The organism is Streptomyces sp. NPDC046303 (assembly GCF_055588085.1).
In genome coordinates this window covers 197002-222255 of the sequence record NZ_JBVJFA010000005.1, presented here as the reverse complement: position 1 = coordinate 222255, position 25254 = coordinate 197002, and the positions used below count along the sequence as shown (strand labels likewise).

The 25254-nt window shown below is 72.5% G+C and carries 20 protein-coding genes; 13 read left to right on the top strand and 7 right to left on the bottom strand.

The genetic code is table 11. The features are described 5' to 3' along the window. Positions 1–16: 16 nt before the first annotated feature. Positions 17–2773: a PKD domain-containing protein gene (locus ACZ6I1_RS07605; protein ID WP_469284224.1), complete on the bottom strand. Its 2757-nt coding sequence runs from the start codon at positions 2771–2773 to the stop codon at positions 17–19. 186 nt (positions 2774–2959) lie between these two features. Then, entirely contained in the window at positions 2960–3724 is a 765-nt protein-coding gene (locus ACZ6I1_RS07600) for a hypothetical protein (protein ID WP_469284221.1), read from the bottom strand. Between the two features lie 122 nt (positions 3725–3846). On the opposite strand from ACZ6I1_RS07600, the gene ACZ6I1_RS07595 reads away from it, so the two are divergent. Further along, positions 3847–5109 (top strand): hypothetical protein, encoded by a 1263-nt coding sequence (locus ACZ6I1_RS07595; protein ID WP_469284220.1) that lies wholly within the window; start codon positions 3847–3849, stop codon positions 5107–5109. 28 nt (positions 5110–5137) lie between these two features. On the opposite strand, the gene ACZ6I1_RS07590 is transcribed toward ACZ6I1_RS07595, so the two are convergent. The 4 genes from ACZ6I1_RS07590 to pdhA all read right to left on the bottom strand — a co-directional run bounded on the left by ACZ6I1_RS07590 (position 5138) and on the right by pdhA (position 9866). Then, the gene (locus tag ACZ6I1_RS07590; protein WP_469284218.1) at positions 5138–6106 is read right to left on the bottom strand and encodes a GNAT family N-acetyltransferase; all 969 of its coding nucleotides are present in this window, start codon (positions 6104–6106) and stop codon (positions 5138–5140) included. A 107-nt stretch (positions 6107–6213) separates the two neighbouring features. After that, complete coding sequence (locus ACZ6I1_RS07585; protein WP_469284216.1) at positions 6214–7668, bottom strand: dihydrolipoamide acetyltransferase family protein; 1455 nt, start codon at positions 7666–7668, stop codon at positions 6214–6216. A gap of 12 nt (positions 7669–7680) precedes the next feature. Continuing rightward, positions 7681–8661, bottom strand: coding sequence for an alpha-ketoacid dehydrogenase subunit beta (locus ACZ6I1_RS07580; protein WP_469284214.1), 981 nt, complete (start codon positions 8659–8661; stop codon positions 7681–7683). A gap of 5 nt (positions 8662–8666) precedes the next feature. After that, positions 8667–9866: a pyruvate dehydrogenase (acetyl-transferring) E1 component subunit alpha gene (pdhA, locus tag ACZ6I1_RS07575; RefSeq protein ID WP_469284211.1), complete on the bottom strand. Its 1200-nt coding sequence runs from the start codon at positions 9864–9866 to the stop codon at positions 8667–8669. A 325-nt stretch (positions 9867–10191) separates the two neighbouring features. On the opposite strand from pdhA, the gene ACZ6I1_RS07570 reads away from it, so the two are divergent. Together ACZ6I1_RS07570 and ACZ6I1_RS07565 are read left to right on the top strand one after the other, a co-directional pair. After that, on the top strand, positions 10192–10854 hold the full coding sequence (locus ACZ6I1_RS07570) for a response regulator (RefSeq protein ID WP_469284209.1): 663 nt from the start codon (positions 10192–10194) through the stop codon (positions 10852–10854). Positions 10855–10944: 90 nt separating this feature from the next. Beyond that, positions 10945–11406 carry a pyridoxamine 5'-phosphate oxidase family protein gene (locus ACZ6I1_RS07565; RefSeq protein WP_469284206.1) on the top strand — a complete coding sequence of 154 codons (462 nt, stop codon included), beginning with the start codon at positions 10945–10947 and terminating at the stop codon, positions 11404–11406. Positions 11407–11488: 82 nt separating this feature from the next. Here ACZ6I1_RS07565 and ACZ6I1_RS07560 read toward each other — a convergent pair whose 3' ends face one another. After that, positions 11489–13033 carry a protein kinase domain-containing protein gene (locus ACZ6I1_RS07560; protein ID WP_469284205.1) on the bottom strand — a complete coding sequence of 515 codons (1545 nt, stop codon included), beginning with the start codon at positions 13031–13033 and terminating at the stop codon, positions 11489–11491. A gap of 261 nt (positions 13034–13294) precedes the next feature. Here ACZ6I1_RS07560 and ACZ6I1_RS07555 point away from each other — a divergent pair, with 261 nt between their 5' ends. The 10 genes from ACZ6I1_RS07555 (at position 13295) to ACZ6I1_RS07510 (ending at position 25179) form a co-directional block, all read left to right on the top strand. Further along, positions 13295–14950, top strand: a complete 1656-nt coding sequence (locus tag ACZ6I1_RS07555) for a protein kinase domain-containing protein (RefSeq protein WP_469284200.1) — start codon at positions 13295–13297, stop codon at positions 14948–14950. 167 nt (positions 14951–15117) lie between these two features. Next, the gene (locus ACZ6I1_RS07550) at positions 15118–15654 is read left to right on the top strand and encodes a hypothetical protein (RefSeq protein WP_469284196.1); all 537 of its coding nucleotides are present in this window, start codon (positions 15118–15120) and stop codon (positions 15652–15654) included. 86 nt (positions 15655–15740) lie between these two features. Continuing rightward, a complete protein-coding gene (locus ACZ6I1_RS07545; RefSeq protein ID WP_469284192.1) occupies positions 15741–16397 on the top strand; it encodes a PadR family transcriptional regulator in 657 nt (218 codons plus the stop codon). 25 nt (positions 16398–16422) lie between these two features. After that, positions 16423–17169, top strand: coding sequence for an ABC transporter ATP-binding protein (locus ACZ6I1_RS07540; RefSeq protein WP_469284190.1), 747 nt, complete (start codon positions 16423–16425; stop codon positions 17167–17169). A 101-nt stretch (positions 17170–17270) separates the two neighbouring features. Then, positions 17271–20030, top strand: a complete 2760-nt coding sequence (locus tag ACZ6I1_RS07535; RefSeq protein WP_469284401.1) for an FtsX-like permease family protein — start codon at positions 17271–17273, stop codon at positions 20028–20030. A 95-nt stretch (positions 20031–20125) separates the two neighbouring features. Then, positions 20126–20665, top strand: coding sequence for a bacterial proteasome activator family protein (locus ACZ6I1_RS07530; protein ID WP_469284188.1), 540 nt, complete (start codon positions 20126–20128; stop codon positions 20663–20665). Positions 20666–20800: 135 nt separating this feature from the next. Next, a complete protein-coding gene (locus tag ACZ6I1_RS07525) occupies positions 20801–21748 on the top strand; it encodes an NTP transferase domain-containing protein (protein ID WP_469284186.1) in 948 nt (315 codons plus the stop codon). Beyond that, positions 21745–23094, top strand: coding sequence for a molybdopterin molybdotransferase MoeA (locus ACZ6I1_RS07520; protein WP_469284184.1), 1350 nt, complete (start codon positions 21745–21747; stop codon positions 23092–23094). Before ACZ6I1_RS07525 ends, ACZ6I1_RS07520 begins: the two co-directional genes overlap by 4 nt. After that, positions 23082–24182: a potassium channel family protein gene (locus tag ACZ6I1_RS07515; RefSeq protein ID WP_469284182.1), complete on the top strand. Its 1101-nt coding sequence runs from the start codon at positions 23082–23084 to the stop codon at positions 24180–24182. The genes ACZ6I1_RS07520 and ACZ6I1_RS07515 overlap by 13 nt, the downstream gene beginning before the upstream one ends. A gap of 19 nt (positions 24183–24201) precedes the next feature. Then, positions 24202–25179, top strand: coding sequence for an NAD(P)H-quinone oxidoreductase (locus ACZ6I1_RS07510; RefSeq protein ID WP_469284180.1), 978 nt, complete (start codon positions 24202–24204; stop codon positions 25177–25179). Positions 25180–25254 lie beyond the last annotated feature (75 nt).

Here is a 25254-nt window from a genome sequence, read left to right as displayed (position 1 = left end):
AGCGTGGTGCGTGCGGTCAGCCCAACGTGAAGTAGCCGAGCAGGTCGGTGATCACGTGGTTGCTGCCGCCCCAGCTGTTGAAGACGCTGACCTTGCCGTCCCCGACCGGGGTCGTGACGTGGTTCGGGACGGTCAGGCCGGGCAGCGTGTTGAGGCTGCTCGCGTCCGTACGGGCGGTTCCGTACCCGTGGACGGTCAGGAAGCCGGGGCCGGTGGTCTCGGTCGCGGTCACGTTCAGCACCGCGCCGACCGCGTGCGCGGGGAGACCGGCCACCGTCGTCGTGGCGCCCGGGGCGAGCTTGCCGGTCGTACGGGTGTCGGCGAGGCGCTTGGGCACCACCGGGTGGAACAGGGCCTTGCCGTCCTTGCCGTAGTAGCCGACCGCGTCGACGACCAGGTGGGTGGCACCGGAGTTGGTGAACAGGGTGATGGTGCCGTTCGGCCCGACCGGGACGATCGCCTGGTTGGACTTGTCCTTGCCCGGCTCCACGTTCAGGTTCGACGTCGTCGGACGCTTCGCCGGGTCCGGGTAGGCGATGACGTGCGCCTGCTCGGTCGCACCGGTACCGGTCAGGTTCAGCGCGACCGCAGTGGCGTCGGCCGGGATGCCGTTCACACCGGCGACCTTCACCGTGCGGGTCTGGCCACCGCCCAGCGCCCCACCGCTCGTGCGGGTGTCGACGACCCGGGTCGGGGTGACCGGGCTGAAGCGCTGCCCGATGTTGGGCTGGTAGTAGCCGACGAAGTCGACGATGAGCGCGGCCTTGCCGGAGTTGAGCTGCGCGGAGACCTTTCCATCGGCGCCCACCGGCACGGTGACCGTGTTCGACGAGGTACCGCCCGCCTTGACGTTGACGTTCGAGGTGACCGGGCGGGGCTGACCCGAGGGCCAGACGCTGAGGTGGGTGTCCTCGGTGGCCCCCGTGACGGTCACGTTGAGGACCGCCGCCGCCATGCTTCCGGAGAGCTCGTGACCCGGCACGGCGAGGCCGACGGGCAGGACCACGGGAGTGACCGCCCCGCCCTGGACGGGCGCGTTGGTGGCACGCGTGTCCAACAGCCGGAAGGGCGCCGTCGCCACATACCCGGACGCCGCGTAGTCGACGCGGACGTTCTGGCTGACGCTGGACGTGCCGCTCTTCGCGTCGTAGAGGGTGAACGTCACCTTGTAGTCGCCGGGCTGACGGTAGGTGTGCCGGTAGGCGCGGTCCATGTGGTCGCTGTGTTCGGAGGTACCGTCACCGAAGTCCACGTACACGTCCGTCACCGGCCACGGCGCCGCGGTGGCGGGCCGGGGATCGAACGACATGGTCAGCGGGGCGCCGCTGCCGATCGGGCTGTCCGAGGTCGGCAGTACCGGCGTGGCGGTGAAGCCCGCCGTCAGCGGACCCGGTGCGGTCACCTTGGTCGTCTGCGGCTCGGCGGAGACCTTCTTCCCCACTGCGTTGACCGCCGTCACATTGACCACGTAGTCGCCCGGCTTGCCGTAGGCGTGCGCGGCGCTGCGCTCCTTGGTTATGACCGGAGCCGTCCCGTCACCGAAGTCGTAGTGGTAGGTCAGGGCCGCGGACCACGTGCTGTTCGGGAAGGCCTTGGCCGTCACCGTGGTGCCGGCCGGAGCCCAGAGCGGATCGAGCTGCATCGAGACGCCGCGCAGGTCGTCCTGGGTCTCGCGGGCCCCGCGGTCGATGAAGCCGCCGTCCTTGCCCGTGTTGGGCACGCGCGGGTCGTCCGCTGTCGGGAAGAACCGGTTGTCCGAGGGCAGCACGCCCGGCGCCGTCGCATCACCGGAGTCGACGGCCATGGAGCCCTGGTCCCCGTGGATGGTGCCGGGGGCGGACGGGGTCACGATGTCGTGCGCACCCTGCCCGGTCGCGGCCTGGAACGCCGCGGCGGTCTCGTAGGCGGTACCGGCCCAGTTGTAGGCGTTCAGCTGGCTCCCGGCTCCGTCGACCAGCAGGTTGGAGCCGGCACGCGTACCCGCGGCGGCGCTTTCCGACACCACGATGCCGCTGTGCGCACTGCCGGACGGACAGGCGGTGAAGTCCACCGGGTGGATCACGTTGTTGAACACCGCGGACCCGGTGGAGGCACCACTGAGGGAAAGGGCTGCCACGCAGTCGAGGAGGAAGGTGTTGTTGGTGACCACCGTCCCAGGCGCGTCCACCGCCGTGACCAGCGTCTCGGTGGAGCTCCTGATGTAGTTGCGGCCGAGGAGCGTGCCCCGGGCACCGCCTTCGATCCGGACGCGGTACGCCTCGCTCCGGGTGAGGCGTACGTCGGTGCTCGCGTCGCCGACCACGACGCCGTCGTCGCCCTCCACGTCCATCCAGTCGAGTTCGACATCCGTGGAACCGCCGACCCGGACGGGACCGGTCGTGACCAGCCCGCGGAGCACCACGTGGGAAGCGCCGCTGACGGTCACGGAGCCCGCACCGAGTGACACCCTGGCCGGGAGTCCGACCTCATCGCGGCCTTCGGCGACGAGGGTGATCGGCTTGCCGGGCTCACCGGAGCGGTTGACGGTGAGGGACTCGTCGTACCTGTTCCCCGGCTTGATCAGGACGGTCTGGCCCGGCTGGACGGCCTTGGCCGCCGCCGAGATCGTGCAGAACGGGGCCGCCTGCGTGCCGGATCCGGCGTCGGAGCAGTTGGCACCGGCCTGATTGCTCACGTAGAGGTTGGCCGGGGTCTCGGCGGCCGCGGCGGCCGGAGCGCCGAAGAGGGTGACGAGGCCCGCGGTGAGCAGGACCGTCGTGCGAGTGGGACGCACCAGGAGGGTTTCCTTCGCGAAAGAGGACTGCGTGGAGTCACGAAGGATGCAGCGGCGCCGCACGGCTGGCAGGCCTTGCGTTCCCCCAGCGCACGTCAGGCGCACGCGTCCCCCCGCGCACTGCACCCATCATCACATTGTCCGAAAGTCGATGTCACCCCCATTGCCGCCCCTTGCCGTGCGGACCTACGGCAGCTGCGGACGCACCGCCGTCCACGCGTCCACCTCGGCCGCCAAGGGGTCGCCGTCCCCGAGGTACGGGCGTACGACGGCCAGCCACGGCAGCAGGTTCTTGACGCGGCGCAGGTGCACGATGCGCGGGCGCGGCAGGTCGCGCCAGGTGCGGGCCTGTGCCGCCGCCTCCACCGGGGTCAGGTCGATCAGGGCCAGCAGCTCCCGGCACAGGGCGGCCGGGTCGCCGCCGCGGTCCGGGCCGAACTCCCGGATCAGGTAGCCCCGTACGGCGGCCAGCTCGGCCCCCCGGGCCAGCTCGCCCGTCCCCTCGGCCTCCGCGCAGCGGTACGTCGCGGCGAGCGCCACCCGGCCCCAGCGCAGCCGGATCCCGTCCGGCGCCGCGTCGTCCTGCATCCGCCCGACCGCCAGGCTGCGCAGGGTCCGCGGAGGCGGCTCGTCGCCCAGCGGCGGGCCGGTGGCCAGCCACTCCTCCAGCTCCTGAAGCGAGCGCCCGTCCGGCGGCACGGAGGTCAGCACCTGCCCGCGGCTGAGCAACGCGACCACGGCGCCCGTGAGATGGACCCTGGCGACGTGCCCGGCATCGCAGAAGCCGACGGTGCGCCCGTACCGCTCGATGCGGCGCAGCCCGAGCCGCAACTCCCCCGCCGCGTACACCTGTCCGGCGCGCGCCACCCCGCCGATGCAGCGGACCACGCACACGCCGCCCGTGACGTCGGCCTCCTCCACGGAGTACACCTGCAACTCGGCTATCGGCACGCCGGGAGGCTACCGCCTCTGTCCCGTACGCAGGGCTCACCCCGTTGCCGGGGCGCGAGGGGGGCGATCTAGCATGAGCCGGCGGTCAGACCGACCGCCTGACTTTCCGGGGGGAACTTTCCATGCGCGCATCATCCCGTGCCGCGGCCGCGGCCGCCCTTGTCCTCGCCGCCTGCGCCGTCCTGCCCGCCGGCAGCGCGACCGCCGCAGACGCTCCGCAGGTGGGCCCGGCCAGCACCTACTTCTCCGTGTCGAACTACCGCCTGGTGGACACCCGGGTCGGAAACGGAGCCCCGTCGGGCAAGGTCGGCCCGGGCAGCGTCACCAAGATCGACATCTCCAAGAGGCTCGGCCTCACGAGCGGTGCCGTCCCGACCGCCGTGGTGATGAACGTGACGGTCGTCGACCCGACCATCGACAGCTTCGTGACGGCGTACCCGGACGGCAACGGCGTTCCCGCGGTCTCCAGCATCAACTTCACCGCCGGCCGCGGTGTGACCACCAATCGCGTGACGGTGCAGGTCGGCGCCAACGGCGTGGTCGACCTCTACAACAACACCGGGAACGCCCACCTGGTCGTCGACCTCCAGGGCTTCTACACCGCCAAGGGCGCCCACAGCTACCCGGGTACCACCTTCACCATCGGTACGCCGACCCGCCTGCTGGACACGCGCACCACGATCGGCGACCGCCAGGGCCGGGTGGGCGCCGGCGAGCAGAACGCGATCGCCGCGGACGTCTCCTCGGTCCTCGACCCCAACCAGCCGTACACCACGCTCGCCCTCCAGGTCACGGCCACCCAGCCGACCGAGGCGAGCCATGTCACCGTCTACCCCGCCTCCCAGAACGTCTGGAAGACCTCCGACCTCAACTTCGGTGCCGGCCAGACGGTCACCAACATCTCCTACATGGGCATCGGCAGCGGCGGCCTCGGCCTCTACAACAACGCCGGCCAGGTCGACCTGGTCGTCGACTACGTCGGCAGGTTCCGCCAGCACAGCGGGGACGTCGGCACCAGCGGCCTGTTCGTCCCCGCCACCCCGACCCGCGTCCTGGACACCCGCAGCGGTCTCGGTGGCCGGGCCGGGCAGGCCGGGCCGGGGTCCAGCACCCGGGTGAAGGTGACCGGGCTGAACGGCGTGCCGGAGGGCGTCGCGGCCGTGGTGATCAACACGACCTCCACCAACGCGAGCGAGGACGGCCACATCACGGCGCACGCCGCCGGCACCGCCGTCCCCGCCACGTCCAGCCTCAACTACCGGGCCGGCAAGGACGTCGCCTCGATGACCATCGTCGCGGTCAGCGCGGACGGTTACATCGAGCTGTACAACCCGCACGGCCGTACCGACCTGGTCGTCGACGTCCAGGGCTACTACACCGGCTGACGCCGGCCCCCGCCGGACGGATACGAGGTCACGCCGTAGGCGCCTCCAGGACGAGGCGGATCTCCGTCACCTCGTATCCGGCCCGGTCGAAGGCGGCCGCCATCGGGACGTTGACGGTGTCCGTGGTCGCGGTGATGCGCTCGGCGCCCGCGGCCGCGTGGAAGCGGGTGATCTCGGCCAGGATCTCGTCGATCAGGCCCCGGCCGCGCTGCTCCGGTACGACGCCCAGGTATCCGACATTGCGGTGGTACGGGGTCGCCGAGGGGATGGCCAGGCCGGCGAGGGTGCCGTCCGGGAGCTCGGCGAGGCGCCACCAGGAGCGCTCGCCGGGGCAGTCGCGGTAGAACGCGACGTCCTCACGGGCGAGTTGCTCCGCGTCCATCGACTTCAGCTCGGTCTGCGTGTGCAGGTCGAGGCTGCCGGCCGAGAGGCGTACGAAGGCGTCGAGGAACTCCTCGTCGGTGCCCTCGCGGAAGACCAGCCGCCCGCTCGGCCCGGCCGGCGTCCCCGCGGCCGCCGTCCCCGCGGCCGCCGTCCCCGCGGCCGGCGTCCACTCGTAGCGCAGGCGCTCGATCTCGCGCGTCAGGCCGGCCTCGTGGGCCGCCTCCTGGCGCCAGGCGACCGCCGCGGCCAGCTCGGGATCGGCCCGCCAGTCGCGCGGCAGCGACAGGTTGTAGTCCGGGAGCTTCCCGAAAGCGGCGTGCCCGGCGGCGAGCAGCCCGGCGGCCACGGCGCCCGGATCGGCCACCGAGGACCGCACCTGGAGGCAGTCGAGCGCGAGGGGCCGCTCGCTGTCGCCGCGCCCCCACCACAACGCCCGCGCGAGCACCTGCCCGTCCTCGTCCTCGGCGAACCAGATCCACTCGGGCCGGAACTGGTTCCCGGCGAGCTCCTCACGGATCCGCTCGGCGGTCAGGGCGGGGACGGGGCCGTCGGCCGGGTAGGCGAGGGCGAGGTCCAGATCGGCGGGGTCCGCGGTGGCGGGTCGAAAGCGCATCCGGCGATGATCACACGAAGTGACCGCCCCGACCAGGGAATTCGTGCACGGCCGAAGGCCGGCCCCCGCGTCGCGGTGGCCGGCCTTCGGGAGGTGCTTCCCGCCCGCTACGCCCAGGTGATCAGGCGGCGGGGGTGTTCCAGGACCGCCGCGATGTCGGCGAGGAACTTGGAGCCGAGTTCGCCGTCGATGAGACGGTGGTCGAACGACAGGGCCAGCGTGGTGACCTGGCGCGGCTTCACCTTGCCCTTGTGGACCCACGGCTGGAGCTTGATCGCGCCGACCGCGAGGATCGCGGACTCGCCCGGGTTCAGGATGGGCGTACCGGTGTCGACGCCGAAGACGCCGACGTTGGTGATGGTGATGGTGCCGTTCTGCATGTCGGCCGGGGAGGTCTTGCCCTCGCGGGCCGTGGCGACCAGCGAGGAGAGGGACTCCGAGAGCTCGCCGAGCGTCTTGGCGTGGGCGTCCTTGATGTTCGGGACGATCAGCCCGCGCGGGGTGGCCGCCGCGATGCCCAGGTTGACGTAGTGCTTGAGCACGATCTCCTGGGCCGCCTCGTCCCAGGACGCGTTGACGTCCGGGTTGCGGCGGATGGCCACCAGGACGGCCTTGGCGATGAGGAGCAGCGGGTTGATCCGCAGCCCCGCCAGGTCCGGGTCGTCCTTGAGCTCCTGGACCAGCTTCATCGTGCGGGTCACGTCGAGCGTGATGAACTCGGTGACGTGGGGCGCGGTGAAGGCGGATCCGACCATGGCCTGGGCGGTGACCTTGCGGACGCCCTTGACCGGGATGCGGGTCTCGCGCGCCGACGCAGCCTCGGCGGCAACCGCCGCGGCCGGAGCCGCGGCCGGAACCGGAGCCGGGGCCTGCTCGGGCGCCGCGGCCGGCGCCGCCTGCGGGGTGAGCGCCGCGGCGGCCGCCGCGTGGACGTCCTCCCGGGTCACGACCCCGCCGTCGCCGGTGGGAACGACCGAGGCCAGGTCGATGCCGAGGTCCTTGGCGAGCTTGCGCACCGGCGGCTTGGCGAGCGGGCGCTCGCCGGCCGGCTGGGCCGGGACCGCGGGAAGCACCGGAGCCGCGGGAGCGGCCGGGGCCGCCGGAGCGGCGGCGACGGCGGCCGGAGCCGCCGTGCCGTTCTGCGCGGCCACGGCGGGCGCCGGGGCGGCCTTGCGCGGGCGGCGCTTGGTGGAGGCCTCGGAGACGCCGTAGCCCACCAGGACCGGCTGGCGGGCCGCGGGGGCCGCTTCCCCGGCGGCGGCGGCAGCGGCGGCAGCGGCCGGAGCCGCTTCCTGGACCGGGGCCTCGGCGGCGTCGCCGGAGCCGGTCTGCACCGAGATGATCACCTGGCCGACGTCGACCGTGGTGCCCTCCTCGAAGAGCAGCGCGTGCACGACACCGTCGAACGGGATCGGCAGTTCCACGGCGGCCTTGGCCGTCTCGACCTCGCAGACGACCTGGCCGTCGGTGACCGTGTCACCCGGCTGGACGTACCACTTGAGGATCTCGGCCTCGGTGAGGCCCTCGCCCACGTCGGGCATCTTGAATTCGCGGATGGTCATGAACGTGGCTCCTCAGAACGCCAGCGAGCGGTCGACGGCGTCGAGCACCCTGTCCAGGCCCGGCAGGTACTCGTCCTCCAGGCGGGCCGGCGGGTACGGGGCGTGGAAGCCGCCCACGCGCAGGACCGGCGCCTCCAGGTGGTAGAAGCACCGCTCCGTGATGCGAGCGGCGATCTCCGAGCCCATGCCGAGGAAGGTCGGCGCCTCGTGGACGACCACGAGCCGGCGGGTCTTCTCCACCGACGCCTGGATCCCGTCGAAGTCGACCGGGGACATCGACCGCACGTCGACGACCTCCACCGACTTGCCCTCCTCGGCGGCCGCGGCCGCCGCCTCCAGGCACACCTTCACCATCGGACCGTACGCGGCCAGGGTGATGTCGGAGCCCTCGCGCGCCACCCGCGCCTTGTGCAGCTCGTAGGGGATGGCCTCGACGTCGACCTCGCCCTTGTCCCAGTAGCGGCGCTTCGGCTCGAAGAAGATCACCGGGTCGTCGCTGAGGATCGCCTGCTGGAGCATCCAGTAGGCGTCGCTCGCATTGGACGGGGAGACCACCTTGAGGCCCGGCACGTGCGCGAAGAGCGCCTCGGGGGACTCGCTGTGGTGCTCGACCGCGCCGATGCCGCCCGCGTACGGGATGCGCACGACGACCGGCATCTTGACCTTGCCCAGGGCGCGGGCGTGCATCTTCGCGAGCTGCGTGACGATCTGGTCGTACGCGGGGAAGACGAACCCGTCGAACTGGATCTCCACGACCGGCCGGTAGCCGCGCAGCGCGAGGCCGATGGCCGTGCCGACGATGCCCGACTCGGCGAGCGGGGTGTCGATGACCCGCTCCTCGCCGAAGTCCTTCTGCAGCCCGTCGGTGATCCGGAAGACGCCGCCCAGCTTGCCGACGTCCTCGCCCATGATCAGGACCTTGGGGTCCGTGTCCAGGGCCTTGCGCAGCGACTCGTTGAGCGCCTTCGCGATCGACATCTTCTCGATGGCCATGGTGGTCACTCCCCACCCTCGAAGGACGCGAGGTAGGCGGCGAACTGCGCGCGCTCCTCGTCGACGAGCGCGTGCCCGTCCGCGTAGACGTTCTCGAAGATCGCCATGGTGTCGGGGTCGGGCATGGCGCGCACGGCCTCGCGCACGCGCTTGCCCATCGCCTCGCTCTCCGCCTCCAGCTCGGCGAAGAAGGCCTCGTCGGCGCCGCCGGAGGCGAGCAGGTGGGCCTTCAGGCGCAGGATCGGGTCCTTGGCCTCCCACGCCGCCGTCTCCTCGTCCCGCCGGTACTTCGTCGGGTCGTCGGAGGTGGTGTGGGCGCCCATCCGGTACGTGAACGCCTCGACCAGGGTCGGGCCCTCGCCGCGGCGCGCCCGGTCCAGGGCCCAGCGGGTCACGGCCAGGCAGGCCAGCACGTCGTTGCCGTCGACGCGGACGCCCGGGAAGCCGAAGCCCTGGGCGCGCTGGTAGAGCGGCACGCGCATCTGGCGCTCGGTCGGCTCGGAGATCGCCCACTGGTTGTTCTGGCAGAAGAACACCACGGGCGAGTTGTAGACGGCGGAGAAGTTGAAGGCCTCCATCACGTCGCCCTGGCTGGACGCGCCGTCGCCGAAGTAGGCGATGACCGCGGAGTCCGCGCCGTCCTTGGCCACGCCCATCGCGTAACCGGTCGCGTGGAGCGTCTGCGAGCCGATGACGATCGTGTAGAGGTGGAAGTTGTTGGTGTTGGGGTCCCAGCCGCCGTGGTTCACACCGCGGAACATGCCGAGCAGGTTGGTCGGGTCGACCCCGCGGCACCAGGCCACACCGTGCTCGCGGTAGGTCGGGAAGACGTAGTCCTCGTCGTTCAGGGCCCGGCCGGAGCCGATCTGGGCAGCCTCCTGCCCGAGCAGCGAGGCCCACAGGCCCAGCTCGCCCTGGCGCTGCAGGGCGGTCGCCTCCCCGTCGAAGCGGCGGGTCAGGACCATGTCGCGGTACAGCCCGCGCAGGTCCTCGGTGGTGATGTCGGCGACGAAGGGGGCGAACTCCGCGTTTTCCGCGTTGTCGACCCGATCCCCTTCGGGCGTCAGCAGCTGTACCAGCTGGGGTTCGGCGTTCTGCGTCTGCGCGGTGGCAGCGGTGGGCTTGGCGGCGTTGGCCGCGCCTGCCGCCCGCTTGGTGCCGCTGCTGCGTCGCGGCTTGCGCGCGGCAGTGCTCTCCACGGTCACGTGTGCTCCTCCGTCGGTCCGGCACCCGGGTTCTCCGGGGTCCAGTGCGGCTCACCTGAACCTGTACCCGCGCACGGGGTGGGTGCGCGCTGTGTACGGGATTCAGGCGTGACAGGTGCCCCGGCGAGTGCCCTGCGCAATGCACGTTACCCAGTGCGCCGCATATCTGCGAAACCCCGTTTGACCTGGGATTTTGCTTGGATTTCCAAGTAAATCCGCCGGCGCGGGAACAACCACTGGTCACAGCCTTGCAGGGGCCGGGAACAACGGCACGTTATCCCGGGTAACTCCGGCAGGGAAGGGGTGAGTGTGTGAAACTGACGTCGTGCGCGAAGACGGAAAAATCAAGGTATTCCTCTTGGACGACCACGAAGTGGTACGTCGGGGGGTCCATGAGCTGTTGTCGGTCGAAGAGGACATCGAGATCGTCGGCGAGGCGGGTACGGCAGCCGACGCCCTGGTCCGCATTCCCGCCACGCGCCCCGACGTCGCCGTCCTCGACGTGCGCCTGCCGGACGGCAGCGGCGTGGAGGTGTGCCGCGAGGTCCGCTCCCGGAACGAGGACGTCAAATGCCTGATGCTGACCTCGTTCGCCGACGACGAGGCACTGTTCGACGCGATCATGGCCGGCGCCTCGGGCTACGTGCTCAAGGCGATCCGCGGCAATGAGCTGCTGAGCGCCGTACGGGACGTGGCGGCGGGCAAGTCGCTGCTGGACCCGGTGGCCACCGCGCGGGTGCTGGAGCGGCTGCGCGACGGCAAGAACGGCAAGGGCGACGACCGGCTCTCGAACCTCACCGAGCAGGAGCGCAAGATCCTCGACCTGATCGGCGAGGGCCTGACCAACCGCGTCATCGGCGAGCGGCTCCACCTGGCCGAGAAGACGATCAAGAACTACGTGTCGAGCCTGCTCTCCAAGCTGGGCATGGAGCGCCGCTCGCAGGCCGCCGCCTACGTGGCCCGGCTGCAGGCCGAGAAGCGCCACTGAGGGGAGGCGGTTCCCTTCGGGACCAACGTCCCCGATCATCGGGGCGGGCTCCCCTTACCCGACCGCTCGTCGGCACCGGAGAGTGGAGGCATGTCCCCAGAGGAACTCCACGCCATCGAACTGCTGCGCCGGGTGCCGTACGGCCGGGTGGCCACCAGCATGCGCGCGCTCCCCTTCCTCGCCCTCGCCCGCCACATCGTGGTGGACGGCGAGGTCCTGCTGAGAATGCACTCCGGTTTCGGCTACCACCAGGCGTGCAACGGCAGCGTGGTCGCCTACGGGGCCGACAACTTCCCTTCGCGGGACGCCCGGCTGTGGTCCGTCCAGTTCACCGGAACCGCACGAATCGTCGAACCGTCCCACGCGGAACTGGAGCTTTTCGGGCCCGGTCCGCATTTCATCGACGGAGCGGTCTTCGACCCGGTCTACATGCGGATCGAACCGCAGTTCGCCACCGTCCACTCCCTTGCGGGGAATCCGGATGCCGGGAATCCGGATGCCGGAGATCCGGATGCCGGGAATCCGGAACGGCAGTACCAGCACGCCCTCTGACGGGATGAGACGGGAACGGGCCCGGCGGAATTGATTCCGCCGGGCCCGTTCGCGCGTTCCGCGTACGCGGGCCGGGTCCGGGTCACTCCTCGAAGAGGCCGCCGCCGCCCGTCTCCACGGGCTTGGACGGCGTCGCCGACGGGGTCTTCGACGGCGTGGAGGACGGGGACCTGGAGGTCGACGGAGACGTCGACGGGGAGGTCGAGGGCGAGCTCGACGGCGTGGGCGACTGGCTGAAGCTCGGCGTCCGGCTGCGGCTCGGCGTGAACGAGGGCTCGCTCTGCGAGGGGGTGTTGTCCGGGGTCGGCTGCGACGGGGTGTTCTGCGGCGTGCCGGACGTGCTCGGCTGGCTGGAGGAACTCGTGATCGGCGCCGTCGGACCGTTGTCGCCGGTCTTCTTGCCCACGCTGCTGACGGCGTACGCCACGCCGCCCGCCACCGCGATGACCGCGAGCACCGCGAACAGCCACATCTTCCAGCGGCTGCCGCCGCGGTCCTCGTACCCGTCGTAGCCGCCGCCGTGGCCGCCCTGGCCGTGCCCGCCGCCGCCCGGGAAGGCGGACCCGTCGTCCGGGTTCAGCGGCGGCACCATCGGCTGGTTGAACTGCGAGGTCGAGGCGTTCGCGGCGTACTGCGGCTGCCTGCCGCTGCCGCCCACGGGCATGGCCGTGGTGGCCGCCGCCCCGCCGCGTCCGTGCGGCAGCGCCATGGTGACCGGGCCGGTGTTCCAGGTACCGGTGTTCGGCCCCTGGTCGTGCAGCATCTGCAGCGCGTACTGGACCAGCCCGCGCATCTCCTCCGCGCTCTGGAACCGGTCGTCCGGGTCCTTGGCCAGCGACCGCATGACCAGACCGTCGAGCTCCTGCGGGATCTGGTGGCCCTCCGGCAGCTGCGAGGGCGGCACGGGTGCGTCCTGGACGTGCTGGTAGACCACCGACAGCGGGGTCTCACCGGTGAACGGGGGACGCAGCGCGAGCAGTTCGTACAGCAGGCAGCCGGTGGCGTACAGGTCCGAGCGGTGGTCCACGGCCTTGCCGAGGGCCTGCTCGGGCGACAGGTACTGCGGGGTGCCCATGACCATGCCGGTCTGGGTCATCGTCGACTGGACGCCGTGCAGGGCGCGGGCGATGCCGAAGTCCATCACCTTCACCGCGCCGGTGTCCGTGATGATGACGTTCGCCGGTTTGATGTCGCGGTGCACGATGCCGTGCTGGTGCGAGTACGCGAGCGCCTCGAGCACGCCTGAGGTGATGATCAGCGCCTGCTCGGGGCCCGGTGCCTCCGCGCTCATGAGGAGGTCGCGGATGGTGCGGCCCTCGACCAGCTCCATGACGATGTACGGGACGGTGTTCGGGCCGACCCGGTCCTCGCCCGAGTCGTACACCGCGACGACCGCGTGGTGGTTCAGTCCGGCGACGGACTGCGCCTCGCGGGTGAAGCGGGCCTTGGACACCGGGTCCTCGGCCAGGTCGGCGCGGAGCAGCTTCACCGCCACGGTGCGGCCCAGGCGCACGTCCTCGGCCGCGAACACCTCGGCCATGCCGCCGCGTCCGAGCCGGTGTGTCAGCCGGTAACGGCCGTCTCCCACCAGGCCGCCGGCGCCCCAGTGCTCAGGACCATCGGCCATCCCGGCGCCGTTTCCCTCGGGTTCGGGTGCCATCAGTCCTCGCCGTCGTCTCTCTCGGCCGCCGCTCAGCGGTGTCCTCTGCTCTGGTGCTCCGATGAACGCTACAGCCTCGGAACCGGTCACCGTTCGGACAAGGGCGAGCGTGGCCGTGTGGTCACGGAACGGGTACCTGGCTTGACGTGTGCTTGCCCTCCGGCAGACTGGGCGCGACATGCGCTCAGCCAGAGGCGTAGGGACACATCCCGAGGGGAAGCAACAGTCATGAGCCAGGACGGCACTCAGGGCCAGTACGCGGGCGGCTCTCTGGCCGGTGGCCGTTACCAGCTAAGGGACTTGCTGGGTGCCGGCGGCATGGCCTCCGTGTACCTGGCGTACGACTCGGCGCTCGACCGGCAGGTCGCCATCAAGACCCTGCACAGCGATCTCGGCCGCGAGGCGTCCTTCCGCGAGCGTTTCCGCCGCGAGGCCCAGGCTGTAGCCAAACTGTCGCACACGAACATCGTCTCGGTATTCGATACCGGTGAGGGCGAAGTGACGTTCGGCTCGGGCGGCGGCGACGGCGCGGTGATGCCGTACATCGTCATGGAGTACGTGGAGGGGCGGCCGCTGGGCTCGGTGCTCGACGCGGACATCCGGCAGTACGGGGCCATGCCGGCGGACAAGGCGCTGAAGGTGACGGCCGATGTGCTGGCCGCGCTGGAGACCAGCCACGAGATGGGCCTGGTCCACCGCGACATCAAGCCGGGCAACGTCATGGTGAACAAGCGCGGCGTGGTCAAGGTGATGGACTTCGGCATCGCCCGCGCCATGCAGTCGGGCGTCACGTCCATGACGCAGACCGGCATGGTCGTCGGCACCCCGCAGTACCTCTCGCCCGAGCAGGCGCTGGGCCGCGGGGTCGACGCGCGCTCCGACCTGTACTCGGTCGGCATCATGCTGTTCCAGCTGCTGACCGGCCGGATCCCGTTCGACGCCGACTCGCCGCTGGCCATCGCCTACGCCCACGTGCAGGAGGAGCCGGTCGCCCCCTCCTCCATCAACCGGTCGGTGACCCCGGCGATGGACGCGCTGGTGGCGCGGGCCCTGAAGAAGAACCCGAACGAGCGCTTCCCCACGGCCGCGGCCATGGCCGACGAGGTCGCGCGCGTGCTGGGCTCGGGACAGACCGGGGCTCCGGCCATCGTCCACGGCGCCACGACCGGCGGCAGCGGCGCGGGCGTGGCCTCGGCCGTGTTCCCGCCGGTGGACTCCGGCTTCCAGGCGCCGCCGCAGTCCGTGCAGCACCCGTACCAGGCCCCGCACACGCCGGCGCCGTCCCCGTACGCGCCGACGCCCGCCCCGCAGCCGCACGCCCAGGGCGGCTACGCGTATCCGCACACGACCGCGCCGCAGCAGCAGTACGCGCCGCAGACCCCGCCGCCGTACACGATCTCCCCGGCGAGCGCCCCGGCCTCGGCCGGGAACGGCGGCAAGCGGAACATGCCGGTGGTCGCGGGCGCGATCGCGGTGGCCCTGCTGGCGGTCGGCGGCCTCATCACCGCGATCGTGATGAACGGCGACGACGACAAGAAGGACGACCAGGCCGGTCCGGGCGCCTCCACGTCGGCGAGCGCCTCCGCCAAGGCCGGGTTCAAGGGGCCGGACCCCACGCGCACGATCGACCCGAAGAAGTGCAAGGAGCCGACCAAGCACTACAGCGAGGCGGGCAAGTACCAGGCGCCCGACCTGCGCTACAAGAACCTGCTCTCCGTGAAGGAGTGCATCCAGGCCTCGGGCGGCAAGTACAAGATCGTCGAGAAGGACGAGGCCGTGTACGGCAAGGACATGGTGCTGGAGCAGAACCCCGCGCCCGACGACAAGATCGACAAGGAGGGCACGGAGTACACGCTGACCGTGTCCACCGGCAACCCGGGCTAGGCCCGACCGACGCGGCCGCTCCGCCCCGCACGACACACCGGCATCCCGGGCCCCTCGATGAGGCGCCCGGGATGCCGCTTTTGCCCCACTATGTAAACCTGAGCGCGAGACATCCTGGCTTCCCCCAGACTGCGTCCGGGGGCCTCACGGGACGGGAGGGGCACCCCGTGATCCACGGCTTCCGTCCGCCGCGCTGGCTCGCCTGTGCCGCACTGGCCGCCGCCACGCTCAGCTCCGCCGCCCCCGCGCACGCCCGGGCCCTGGCACCGGCCCCCGGCGCCGCACGCGCGGTTCCGCTCACCCCCGCCCACGCAGCCGCCCCCGCAGCCGTACGCGCGCCACAGGCCCGGGAGCCCCGCCCGGCCGAACCGACGGCGGTCCCGGAAGGCCCGCGGGAGGGACTGGCCGGCAGCGCCGCCGGGGCCGGGCGGCCGCGGCCCGGCAGGCCCGTCACCGAGCCCGCCAATCCGGAGATGCTGGTGGCCTCCCGCCCGCTGCCGGTACGGCCGCGCCCCGAGGCCCCCGAGCCGCCCAAGCCGCCGCCGGCCGTGGCGATCCCGCCCTCGTCGGTCGGCGCCCTCGGCACCGAACCGAACGAGCGGGCCGCCGACCTGGCCGCCCACATACTGCCGCTGGGCACCGGATTCGCCCTGATGGGAGTGGGTCTGGGCTACCTCGGCATGCGGCTGCGCAAGGGCCTCTAGGAGGCGTCCGGGGGGCGCCGTCCCCCTTCCGGCGTACGACTCGAGATGGTTGCCGGGAGGGAACATACTCGGTATACATACTCGGTATGTCGATCCGTCACGGGCTTCTCGCCCTGCTGGAACGGGGTCCTCGGTACGGCTCCCAGCTGCGCACCGAGTTCGAATCCCGCACCGGCTCCACCTGGCCGCTCAACGTCGGGCAGGTCTACACCACCCTCGCCCGGCTGGAACGCGACGGACTGGTCGCACCCGGCGGCGAGGACGCCGCCGGCCACACCCTTTACGCCATCACCGACGACGGCCGCTCCGAACTGCGCCAGTGGTACGAGCGTCCCGTCGACCGCGCCAACCCGCCCCGTGACGAGCTGTCCATCAAGCTCGCCATGGCGGTGGGCGCCCCCGGCGTGGACATCCGGGCCGTCATCCAGTCCCAGCGGCACGCCACGATCAAGGCGATGCAGGACTACACCCGGCTCAAGGCCAGGGCGCTCGCCGCGATCGAGAGCGGGGAGTTCCACGAACGCGACGACGTGGCCTGGCTGCTGGTGCTGGAACAGCTGATCTTCCAGACCGAAGCCGAGGCGCGCTGGCTCGACCACTGCGAAGCCCGGCTCGTCCGGCTCTCCCGGACGGCCGACGGGAGAGCCGACGAGCCCGTACCGCCTCCGGCCGCCTCGGGAGCCGCGGCTCCCGCTCCGACCACCACCGACCGACCCCGCACCGCCCGCACGCGGCGGAGCTGAACGACCGTCCCAGGGGGGACCCTTCATGCCTGACCAGCACCAGCGCTCACAACCCGTACTCCAGTTGGACCAGCTCGTACGCACCCACGGCAGCGGCGCCACCGAGGTGCACGCCCTGCGCGGCATCAACCTCTCCGTCCACCCCGGCGAACTCGTCGCCGTCATGGGCCCGTCCGGCTCCGGCAAGTCCACGCTGCTCACCCTGGCCGGCGGACTCGACACCCCGAGCAGCGGCCGGGTCGTCGTCGAGGGCACCGACATCACCACGGCGAGCCGGGCGCAGCTGGCCGCGCTGCGCCGCCGCAGCATCGGGTACGTCTTCCAGGACTACAACCTGATCCCGGCCCTCACCGCCGCCGAGAACGTGGCCCTGCCCCGTGAACTCGACGGCGTCTCGGCCCGCAAGGCCCGGACCTCCGCCCTCGCCGCGCTGGAGGAGATGGGGCTGGGCCGGCTCGCCGACCGCTTCCCCGACGAGATGTCCGGCGGCCAGCAGCAGCGCGTGGCGATAGCCCGCGCCCTCGTCGGCGACCGCCGCCTGGTCCTCGCCGACGAACCCACCGGCGCACTCGACTCCGAGACCGGCGAGTCCGTCCTCGCCCTGCTGCGCTCCCGCTGCGACGCGGGCGCCGCCGGGGTCCTGGTCACCCACGAACCGCGGTTCGCCGCCTGGGCGGACCGCGTGGTCTTCCTGCGCGACGGCAGCGTGGTCGACGAGACCCTGCGCAGCCACGCCGACTCCCTCCTCTCGGGGCGGGCGGCCGGCCAGTGATCTCCTCGCTCCAAGGCTGGTACCACTCCTGGATCGCGGCCCTGCGCATCGCGCGCCGCGACGCCTGGCGCGCGAAGGGCCGCAGCGCCCTGGTCCTGTCGATGATCGCCCTGCCCATCGTGGGGGTGAGCGCCGCCGACCTGACCTTCCGCAGCGGCCAGCTGACCGTGGAACAGCAGGTGACCCGCAAGGTGGGCAGCGCCGACGCCCGGCTGGAGCCGGCCCACCTGGGCACGGCCATCTACCAGGAGCCCGTGGGCAACGGATACGCGCCCGTCGGCGGCTTCGACGCCCACACGCCGCCGTCCCGGGGGAAGGACGCGGACGAGCAGGCGCTCACCTCGGCGATCCCGCCGGGCGGCCAGTCCGTCAAGGAAAGCCGGAGCCACGCCAAGGTCCACACCGCCCACGGGGTGCTCGGCATCGAGCTCCGCGAACTCGACGTGCACAGCCCGCTGACCGCGGGCCTGATCACCCTCGACCGCGGCCGGCTGCCGGAGGGCGCGGGCGAGGTCATCGCCACCAACGCCTTCCTGGAGCACTCCGGCCGGTTCGTCGGCTCCTCGGTCACCCCGCGCGGCGGCACCGCCTCGTACAAGATCGTCGGTGCCTACGAGGTGCCCTCCGCCCTCAAGAGGGACGAGCTCATCGCCCCGCCGGGGACCCTGCTCGGCCCGCTCGACGCGGCCCTGCAGGCCGCCGGCGCGAACGGGCTGCGCGTCCAGGACTCCTACCTCGTCAAGGTCGGCGGCGAAGGTTTCACGTGGAACATGGTCAAGGAGGCCAACACCAAGGGCGTGCAGGTCCTCTCCCGCGCCGTGCTGCTCGACCCGCCGGCCGACTCCGAGGTGCCGCTCTACCAGCAGCAGCCCAAGGAGCGGTTCAACGTCTCCGGTTCCACCCGGGCGACCGAACTGGCCGTACTGGCCACCGTCGTCGGCCTCGCCATGCTGGAGATCTGCCTGCTCGCCGGACCGGCCTTCGCCGTGGGCGCCCGCCGCTCGCGCCGCCAGCTCGGCCTGGTCGGGGCCAACGGCGGTGACCGGCGGCACATCCGCGCCATCGTGCTCTCCGGAGGCCTGGTCATCGGCGCCGCGGCCGCCGTCATCGGCACCGCCGTCGGGGTGGCCCTCACTGTCGGACTGCGCCCGCTGCTGGAGCAGTCCATCGGCGAGCGCTTCGGCGGCTTCGAGGTCCGGCCGCTGGAACTGGCCGCCATCGCCCTGCTCGCCGTCCTGACCGGCCTGCTGTCCGCGATCGTACCGGCGATCACCGCGTCCCGGCAGACCGTGCTGGCCTCCCTGACCGGCCGCCGCGGGGTCCGCCGCGCCAACCGGATCCTGCCCGTCTTCGGCCTGCTCGCCTTCGCGGGCGGCGCCGTCATCGCCCTGTACGGCGCGGCCTCGGGGATGGGTTCCACCGTCGTGGCGGGCGGCAGCGCCCTCGCCGAGCTCGGCATCGTCGCCCTCACCCCGGTCCTGGTCGGCCTGTTCGGGCGGCTCGGGCGGTGGCTCCCGCTGTCTCCGCGGCTCGCCCTGCGCGACGCCGTGCGCAACCGGGGGCGTACGGCACCGGCCGTGGCCGCCGTGCTGGCCGCCGTCGCCGGAACCGTCGCGGTGGCCACGTACGAGCACAGCCGGGACGTGCAGAACCGGCACGAGTACGTCGCCTCCTTCCCGTTCGGCTCCGGACTGGCGATGGTCACCGACAACACCGACCACAAGGACGTGCCCGCGGTACGCGACGCGCTCGCCAAGGAACTCCCGCTGGCTGTGCGGGCGGACGTGGACCGGCTCGTGGTGGGCAGGCCCGGCTGCGACGGTTACTCCGTGGAAGAGGGCTGCGGACGGGCCGAACTCATCACGCCCAAGGAGCACCGCTGCCCCCTCTACGAGGCGCCCAACGGGCCCGCGTCCTTCACCGTGGAGCAGGCCCGGGTACTGCGCAACGACTGGCGGTGCGCGGAAGCCCGGTTCGGCCGGGCACACGACACGGTCGTCGCCGACGAGAAGCTGCTGACCGCGCTGGCCGTCACCGACCCCGGTGCGGTCGCCGCCCTCAACGCGGGCAAGGCGGTCTCCTTCGACAAGCGCAACGTCAAGGACGACAAGGTCACCGTCCGCCTGATCACCGACCCGGAGAAGGCCCAGAGCGTCAAGTCCGGCGAGGATCCGCCGGGCGAGGACAAGGTCCTCGCCGCCTACCAGGTGCCCGACGGCGTCAGCGGCTATGGCCTCGCGCTGGTGCTGACGCCCGAGACGGCCAGGAAGGCCGGGCTGGCGACCGAACCGTTCGGCTCGTACTTCACCCTCGACGCAGCGGCCTCCACCGAGCAGCGGCAGCGGCTCGACGGCACCCTCGACCGGATGGGGGTGGACGCCTCCGTGGAGATCGAGGCGGGCTACCAGGGCGACACCGACCTCGTCCTGCTCCTGCTGACCGTCTTCGCGGGCCTGGTCACCATCGGTGCGGCCGGCATCGCCACCGGCCTCGCCCAGGCCGACGCGGAGGCCGACCTGAAGACGCTTGCGGCGGTCGGCGCGGCCCCGCGGGTCCGGCGGACGCTCAGCGGCTTCCAGTGCGCGGTCGTGGCCCTGATGGGGGTCGTGCTCGGATCGGCGGCCGGGGTGCTGCCTGCGGTCGGCCTGCGGCTCCTGGAGCGGCAGGACATGGAGCGCCTCTACACGTACGGCATCACCCACGGCACCGTCGGCTCGGACACGGCCGGGGCCTACGTCCCGATCGCCGTGCCCTGGGAGACCCTCGGCGCGCTGATCGTCCTCGTCCCGCTGGGCGCGGGGCTGCTGGCGGCCCTGGTGACCCGCTCGGGCGGGGCGCTCGCGCGACGCGCCGCCGGCTAGCACACGCGGAGTGACAACGTGCCTCCGTACAGGGTGGATCACGCCTGTACGGGGGCACACCGTGTGAGTACGGAGGTGTGCGAGAGAATGACGGCATGGAGATGCCGAGGAGTGAACGGTCGCAGGACAGCCCCCCGCACGTCCTGATCGTGGGACAGGACGGGATGGCGGTCGGCGGCGCCGATGACGAGTCGCGCGAGGTCCCGGTGACGGAGATGGTCGAACAGCCCGCCAAGGTCATGCGCATTGGCAGCATGATCAAGCAACTCCTGGAAGAGGTACGCGCCGCGCCTCTCGACGAGGCGAGCCGGGTCCGGCTCAAGGACATCCATGCCGCCTCGGTGAAGGAGCTGGAGGACGGTCTGGCCCCCGAACTCGTGGAGGAACTGGAGCGCCTGTCCCTCCCGTTCACCGAGGAGGCCATCCCCTCCGAGGCCGAGCTGCGCATCGCCCAGGCACAGTTGGTGGGCTGGCTGGAGGGCCTCTTCCACGGCATCCAGACGGCCCTGTTCGCCCAGCAGATGGCGGCGCGGGCCCAGCTCGAACAGATGCGCCGCGCCCTCCCGCCGGGCGCCCCCACCGACGACGACGATGACGGCCACCACGGAGCCATCCGCTCGGGCCCCTACCTCTAGTGCCGCTGGTGCCGTGACCGGACGGCGGGCCGGGACGCGCGCCCCGCGCGCATCCCGGCCCGCCGGCACGTTCCGGATCAGCCGCAGCCAAGCGGGGGTCCCCGCCGGGGACATGCCCGACGCATACTCAGGGGCATGAGCTACGACGCCATCGTCCTGGCAGGCGGCACGGCGCAGCGCCTCGGCGGGGCGGACAAGCCCGCGCTGAGCGTCGGCGGCCGCCCCCTCCTGGACCGGGTCCTCGACGCGTGCGCCGACGCCCGCACCACCATCGTGGTCGGCGGGCGCCGCCCCACCGCCCGCCCGGTGCGCTGGACCAGGGAGGATCCGCCCGGCGGCGGGCCCGTGGCCGCGCTGGACGCCGGACTGCGGCAGACCACCGCCGGACTGGTCCTCGTACTCTCCGCGGACCTGCCCTTCCTGGACCGGGAGACCGTACGGACCCTGCTGACCGCAACCGGCGGAACCGGGGCCGGACAGGGCGGGCACGGCGGACAGGGCGGGCACGGCGTTGGCGGTCAGGGCGGGGACGGGCACGAGGGCGCCCTGCTGCGCGACCCGGACGGCCGGGACCAGCCGCTCATCGCCGCCTACCGCGGCGAGCCGCTCCGCCGCGAGCTGGCCCTCCTCGCCGCCGAACACGGCAGCCTCGCCGGGCTCCCGCTGCGCGCGCTCACCGCCGAACTCGACCTCGTCCGTGTCACGGCGCCGCCGTTCGCCTCCTTCGACTGCGACACCTGGGACGATCTCGCCGCCGCCCGCGCCCGGATCAGGGAGCATGGAACCGTGCTGGACCAATGGATCACCGCCGTCAAGACCGAGCTCGCCATCGACCTCCCCGTGGACGTCAAGGCCCTGCTCGACCTCGCCCGCGACGCCGCCCACGGCGTCGACCGGCCCGCCGCACCGCTGACCACCTTCCTGGTCGGCTACGCCGCGGCACGGGCCGAGGCCGCCGGGGCCGACCCCGCCCAGGCCGTCGCCGAAGCCTCCCGCAAGGCCGCGGACCTGGCGCTGCGCTGGGCCGCCGAGGCGAAGGCCGCCGACTCCCCCGACGCCTCCCACGAGAACGGCTCCGGATGACCCCCGCGAACTCCGCCGAACAGGCCCTCGACGAGGCCCTGGCCCTGGTCAGCCGCACCCCCGACGGCGGCAGCGCCTCCGGCGGCCCCGGCGGCTCCGGCGGCCCCGGCGGCCCCGGCGGCTCCGGCGGCCCCGGCCACCGCGCCTGCGCCTGGACGCGGGCCCGCGACACCGCCGCCCGCGCCGGTGCCGGGGTGCGCCCCCGCACCCGCCGGGTCCCCCTCGCGGACGCCCTCGGCGAGGTGCTGGCCGAGCCCCTGGACGCCCTGACCGACCTGCCGTCCTTCGACACCTCGGCCATGGACGGCTGGGCCGTCGCCGGTCCCGGCCCGTGGAGCGTCCGTGCCGGTGCCGGGGTGCTGGCCGGCTCCGACCGGCCCGAGCCCCTCGCCGACGGGGAGGCCGTACGGATCGCCACCGGCGCCCGGATCCCCGCCGAGACGACCGCGGTCATCCGCAGCGAGCACTGCCGTGAGAGCGGTACGCAGCTCTTCGCCGACCGGCCCGTCCTCACCGGCCAGGACATCCGCCCCCGCGGCCAGGAGTGCCGCTCCGGCGACCTGCTGCTGCCCGCGGGATCTCTGGTTACCCCCGCCGTACTGGGCCTCGCCGCGGCCGCCGGGTACGACGGGCTGACCACCCGGCCCCGCCCCCGCGTGGAGGTCCTGGTGCTCGGCGACGAGCTCCTCACGGAAGGCCGCCCGCACGACGGTCTGATCCGGGACGCCCTGAGCCCCATGCTCGGGCCCTGGCTCACCCGGCTCGGCGCCGAGGTCATCGGCACGCGGCGGCTCGGCGACGACCCCGCCGGAGCCGAAGCCCTCCTCCAGGCCGTCACCGGCTCCGCCGCCGATGTGGTCGTCACCACCGGCGGCACCGCCTCCGGGCCCGTCGACCACGTGCACCCCGTACTGCGCCGCGCCGGAGCGGAACTCCTGGTCGACGGCGTCGCGGTACGCCCCGGCCACCCGATGCTGCTGGCCAGGCTCGGCGACCGGGCCGACGGCCGGCACCTGGTCGGGCTGCCGGGCAACCCCCTCGCCGCCGTCTCCGGGCTGCTGACACTGGCCGAACCGCTGCTGCGCGCCCTCGCCGGCCGCCGCCCGCGCCCCCGCTACACCGCGACGGTCCAGGGCGACGTACCGGGCCACCCGCACGACACCCGGCTGGTCCCCGTCCTGCTGACCGGCGAGCAGGCACAGCCGCTGCGCTACAACGGTCCCGCGATGCTGCGCGGCCTGGCCGCCGCCGACGCGCTGGCCGTCGTACCCCCGCACGGCGCGCGGTCCGGGCAGGAGCTGGAGATCCTCGATCTGCCCTGGGCGTCGGGGGGATGTTTCACGTGAAACTTCACGCACGCGACGCCATGGCCCGGGGCGCCGACGAGAAACTCGTCTCACGGCGCATCAAGCTTCCCCGGCGGATCATCGAGAAACCGCTGCAACAGGTCGCCAAGCGCGTGCTGATGGCCCTGTTCGTGCTGTTCCTGACGGTCATGATCGTGTGGCTGGACCGCAAGGGCTACCACGACAACGCCAACGAGACGGTCGACTTCCTCGACTGCTTCTACTACGCGACCGTGACGCTGTCGACGACCGGCTACGGCGACATCGTCCCGCACAGCGACAGCGCGCGGCTGGTGAACGTCCTGCTGATCACCCCGCTGCGCATCCTGTTCCTGATCATCCTGGTCGGTACCACCCTGGAAGTGCTCACCGAGCGCACGAGGGAAGAGTGGCGGCTGAGCCGCTGGAGGAAGAACTTGCGTGAGCACACGGTGGTCGTCGGATTCGGCACCAAGGGCCGTTCGGCCCTCCAGACGCTGCTGGCCACCGGTCTCTCCCGGGACCAGGTCGTCATCGTCGACCCGAGCGCCAAGGTGATCGACACGGCCAACGCCGAGGGCTTCACCGGCGTGGTCGGCGACGCCACCCGCTCCGACGTCCTGCTGCGGGCCGAGGTCCAGAAGGCCCGGCGGATCATCGTCGCCACCCAGCGCGACGACACGGCGGTACTGGTCACGCTCACCGCCCGGCAGCTCAACCGGGGCGCGAAGATCGTCGCCGCCGTGCGCGAGGAGGAGAACGCCCCGCTGCTGCGCCAGTCGGGTGCCGACGCGGTCATCACCAGCGCGAGCGCGGCGGGCCGGCTGCTGGGCCTCTCGGTCCTCAGCCCCAGCGCGGGCACCGTGATGGAGGACCTGATCCAGCAGGGGAGCGGCCTCGACATCATCGAACGGCCCGCCAACCGGTCCGAGGTCGGCAAATCGGTGCGCGAGACGGACGACCTGGTCGTGAGCGTCCTGCGCGGCCACCGGCTGCTGCCGTACCACGATCCGCACGCCAGCCCGATCCAGCTGACGGACCGTCTCATCACCATCGTCCGGGCGGCGCCGCCGGCTTCGCCACCGTTGACGCTGCCGTCCGCCGATTAGATCGCGTAGCCTCCGGGCCATGCATGCGATCACCATCGAACAGCCCGGCGGTCCCGAGGCCCTCCTCTGGACCGAGGCACCCGATCCGGTGCCGGGCGAGGGCGAGGTCCTCGTCGAGGTCGCGGCGAGCGCCGTGAACCGTGCCGACGTCCTGCAGCGCCAGGGGTTCTACGATCCGCCGCCCGGCGCCTCGCGCCACCCCGGACTGGAGTGCTCGGGGCGGATCTCGGCGATGGGGCCGGGGGTGTCCGGCTGGTCGGTGGGCGACGAGGTGTGCGCCCTGCTGGCGGGCGGCGGATACGCGCAGAAGACGGTCGTCCCGATGGGCCAGCTGCTGCCCGTCCCGGCGGGCGTGGACCTGGTGACGGCGGCCGCGCTGCCCGAGGTCGTCGCGACCGTGTGGTCCAACGTGTTCATGGTGGCGGGACTGCGGCCCGGCGAGACGCTGCTCGTGCACGGCGGTGCCAGCGGGATCGGGACGATGGCCGTCCAGCTGGCGAAGGCGGTGGGCGCGACGGTCGCGGTGACGGCCGGCGGCCCGGAGAAGCTGGCCCGCTGCAAGGAGCTGGGCGCCGACATCCTGATCGACTACCGCGAGCAGGACTTCGTGGCCGAGCTGCGGGCGGCGACGGGCGGAGCCGGGGCGGACGTGATCCTGGACATCATGGGCGCCAAGTACCTGTCCCGGAACGTGGACGCCCTCGCCGTGAACGGGCGCCTGGCAGTCATCGGCCTCCAGGGCGGGGTGAAGGCCGAACTGAACCTGGGCGCACTGCTGGCCAAGCGGGCGGCGATCACCGCCACCTCGCTGCGGGCGCGTCCGCTGGAGGAGAAGGCGGCGATCATCGCGGCGGTACGGGAGCACGTGTGGCCGCTGGTGGAGGCGGGCCGCGTACGCCCCGTGGTCCACGCGACGTTCCCGATGGCCGAGGCCGCCGAGGCGCACCGGGTGCTGGAGTCCGGCAGCCACGTGGGCAAACTCCTGCTCACGGCCTGAGCGCAGCGGCGACCGCTCCTGGGGCTCCGCCCCAGACCCTCCCCCAGACTCCGTCCGGGGGGACCCCCCACGCCT

Excerpts from the sequence above, each read along its gene's own strand:
- ACZ6I1_RS07595 (WP_469284220.1), top strand. The coding sequence starts at position 3,847 with ATGCGCGCATCATCCCGTGCCGCGGCCGCGGCCGCCCTTGTCCTCGCC.
- ACZ6I1_RS07530 (WP_469284188.1), top strand. The coding sequence starts at position 20,126 with ATGGAGATGCCGAGGAGTGAACGGTCGCAGGACAGCCCCCCGCACGTC.
- ACZ6I1_RS07515 (WP_469284182.1), top strand. The coding sequence starts at position 23,082 with ATGTTTCACGTGAAACTTCACGCACGCGACGCCATGGCCCGGGGCGCC.
- ACZ6I1_RS07580 (WP_469284214.1), bottom strand. The coding sequence starts at position 8,661 with ATGGCCATCGAGAAGATGTCGATCGCGAAGGCGCTCAACGAGTCGCTG.
- ACZ6I1_RS07540 (WP_469284190.1), top strand. The coding sequence starts at position 16,423 with ATGCCTGACCAGCACCAGCGCTCACAACCCGTACTCCAGTTGGACCAG.
- ACZ6I1_RS07555 (WP_469284200.1), top strand. The coding sequence starts at position 13,295 with ATGAGCCAGGACGGCACTCAGGGCCAGTACGCGGGCGGCTCTCTGGCC.
- ACZ6I1_RS07565 (WP_469284206.1), top strand. The coding sequence starts at position 10,945 with ATGTCCCCAGAGGAACTCCACGCCATCGAACTGCTGCGCCGGGTGCCG.
- ACZ6I1_RS07535 (WP_469284401.1), top strand. The coding sequence starts at position 17,271 with ATGATCGCCCTGCCCATCGTGGGGGTGAGCGCCGCCGACCTGACCTTC.
- ACZ6I1_RS07560 (WP_469284205.1), bottom strand. The coding sequence starts at position 13,033 with ATGGCCGATGGTCCTGAGCACTGGGGCGCCGGCGGCCTGGTGGGAGAC.
- ACZ6I1_RS07520 (WP_469284184.1), top strand. The coding sequence starts at position 21,745 with ATGACCCCCGCGAACTCCGCCGAACAGGCCCTCGACGAGGCCCTGGCC.
- ACZ6I1_RS07590 (WP_469284218.1), bottom strand. The coding sequence starts at position 6,106 with ATGCGCTTTCGACCCGCCACCGCGGACCCCGCCGATCTGGACCTCGCC.
- ACZ6I1_RS07545 (WP_469284192.1), top strand. The coding sequence starts at position 15,741 with ATGTCGATCCGTCACGGGCTTCTCGCCCTGCTGGAACGGGGTCCTCGG.
- ACZ6I1_RS07585 (WP_469284216.1), bottom strand. The coding sequence starts at position 7,668 with ATGACCATCCGCGAATTCAAGATGCCCGACGTGGGCGAGGGCCTCACC.
- ACZ6I1_RS07510 (WP_469284180.1), top strand. The coding sequence starts at position 24,202 with ATGCATGCGATCACCATCGAACAGCCCGGCGGTCCCGAGGCCCTCCTC.
- ACZ6I1_RS07525 (WP_469284186.1), top strand. The coding sequence starts at position 20,801 with ATGAGCTACGACGCCATCGTCCTGGCAGGCGGCACGGCGCAGCGCCTC.